Here is a 2,513-nt window from a genome sequence, read left to right as displayed (position 1 = left end):
AGAGAGAGAGAGAGAGACGTGCTGACCGGCCGACGGTCTGTCTTATCGACACATTCAGGGTAATTTTTCCGGACGGAAGAAACCGTCACCCGTGGGCGCTTTGCTCACAGGCGACGGCTTTTTTTAGGCAATGCGTTCCACTCAGCCCGAGAAATTTTCCACTGTCCAAACCAAGCCAAAGAAGGAAGGAAAAGCATGAAACTGTCTGTAAAGATCGCCATGAGCATGGGCGCGCTGGCCGCTCTTATGGCAATTCTGGGCATCTACCTGATTGTGCAGATGTCCAAAGTCAATGACGTTGCAACAGAGATGGGTCAACATCAGGCGCCGTTGATGGAACAGATGGGTGTGGTCAACAACGCGGCCTCGGAATACCGTCTGGCCGAAGTGCTGCATATTTATGCCACAGACCCTGAGCAGATGCGTGAGTATGAAAAAAGACAGCGGCACTGGTCGGAAATCATCGCGGAGGGCGTCCGGAAAATCGAAGCCCTGATCGCCAGCCCCGAGACCCGGGAGGCGTTCCAGACGTATCTGGCGGCCAGGCAGAAATACCGCGCGGAGTCCAAACAGTTGCTTGAGCTTTCGCGGGAGCTGCGCACGGAACAGGCCGTCAGTATACTGAACGGCGAATCCCGCAAGCAATATGTGGCCATGAGTGACGCTATCGACAAGACAATCGCCAAGATCAAGCGGTACATCAATCACGTCAACGACGAATCCGACGAGATGTACGACAACTCCCGGCTGACCGGCATCATTTTGATAGTGGCGGCCATTCTCATTGCCGCCGTCCTGACCCTGCTGCTGGTGCGCAATACCATCCGCCAGCTGGGCAAGGACCCCGGCGAGCTGAACGGCATCGCGCACCGGGTGGTGGACGGCGACTACAATATTGATGACGGCAGCGCGAAATTGGGCGTGTACGGTTCCATTGTGGAGATGGTCACCGCCCTGAAACGGAATATCGACAACGCCCAACGCGAGTCGGAAAACGCCAAGGAGCAGTCCGCCAAGGCCCAGGAAGCCATGACCCAGGCCGAGGCCGCGAGCAAGGAGGCTCAGTCCAAGACCGAAGCCATGTTGGTAGCCGCCGACAAACTGGAACAGGTGGGCAGCGTGGTCTCCTCCGCCTCCACCCAGTTGTCCGCCCAGATCGAGCAGTCCGACCGGGGCGCGGCCGAGTCCGCCACCCGCCTCTCCGAAGCGGCCACGGCCATGAATGAAATGAACGCCACGGTCCAGGAAGTGGCCAGAAATGCCGGTTCCGCCTCGGCGGCCTCCGCCGAAACCAAGGAAAAGGCCGAAGCCGGGGCCCAGGTGGTGGAAAAGGCCGTGCAGAGCATTGAGCAGGTCCATCAAATGTCCCTGGCGCTCAAGGACGACATGGTCCAGCTTAACGAGCACGCCCAGAACATCACCCGGATCATGGGCGTGATCTCGGACATTGCCGACCAGACCAACCTCCTGGCCCTGAACGCGGCCATTGAAGCGGCCCGCGCGGGCGACGCCGGACGAGGCTTCGCCGTGGTGGCCGACGAGGTGCGTAAACTGGCCGAGAAAACCATGGCCTCCACCAACGACGTGGGCAACGCCATCAAGGCCATCCAGGAGAGCACGGCCAAAAGCATGATCAGCGTGGACAATGCCGTGGAGCGCATCGGCGAAGCCACGAATCTCGCCAGCCGGTCCGGCGCGGCCCTGGAAGAGATCGTCGCCACCGTGGAGGCCACGGCGGACCAGGTCAATGCCATTGCCACGGCCAGTGAGGAGCAGTCCGCCGCCAGCGAGGAGATCAACCAGTCCATCGTCCAGGTCAACGACATGTCCCGCCAGACCGCCGAGGCTATGGCCGAAGCCGCCAAGGCAGTGTCCGACCTGGCCGCCCAGGCCCAGGGCCTGACCACGCTGATTCAGGAGCTGAAACAGGCCTGACCATGACAATGCTGCGGCCGGGGCAAGGCATTTTCTTCCCCGGCCGCACGCGGGCGCGTGAGGACAACACGCGCCCGTTCACGGCGCGCCCCGGGAGAGTGGGGCGCGCTTTTTGTTTTGATATTTATCACTATTTAACATAAAAATGATATTTATAATTCTTAATATCATAAAATAAATTTTTAATTTTATATATCGTATGCAATTTTTCTAAAAATTGAACAATACCAACAATATTTAGTAATTATTGATGATTACAAGATATCATGATACATTATAGTTAGATCCCTAAAGATGCGCTCTTTTCCTCCGATATATGAAATAATTATTCACATCTTTCCCGAACGCCGGATTCAGGCGCGCGGAAAAAAAATCTGAGTGACGAGACATACCTTCATGTGGAGAATTTTCATGCGGCAGATAAGCGGACATCCTCTTTTTGCAAGCCGCCGCTTAGGCGTCCTGATCCGCCCTGTCTTCTTTGCTGAGAGAGAGAGAGAGAGAGAGAGAGAGAGAGAGAGAGAGAGAGAGAGAGAGAGAGAGAGAGAGAGACGTACGTACGTTACGTTTACGTTTAC

1 protein-coding gene is annotated in these 2,513 nt (G+C 56.5%); it reads left to right on the top strand.

Translation table 11 applies throughout. From position 1 onward, the window contains the following. The first annotated feature begins 195 nt into the window (after positions 1 to 195). The gene (locus HMPREF1022_RS13715) at positions 196 to 1,935 is read left to right on the top strand and encodes a methyl-accepting chemotaxis protein (RefSeq protein WP_009303556.1); all 1,740 of its coding nucleotides are present in this window, start codon (positions 196 to 198) and stop codon (positions 1,933 to 1,935) included. Positions 1,936 to 2,513 lie beyond the last annotated feature (578 nt).

Source organism: Desulfovibrio sp. 6_1_46AFAA (assembly GCF_000224635.1).
Classification (GTDB): Bacteria; Desulfobacterota; Desulfovibrionia; order Desulfovibrionales; family Desulfovibrionaceae; genus Desulfovibrio; species Desulfovibrio fairfieldensis.
This window is presented reverse-complemented; position numbering and strand designations above follow the sequence as displayed.

What these genes read in the sequence shown, in the direction of transcription:
- HMPREF1022_RS13715 (WP_009303556.1), top strand. Translation starts at nt 196, where the DNA reads ATGAAACTGTCTGTAAAGATCGCCATGAGCATGGGCGCGCTGGCCGCT.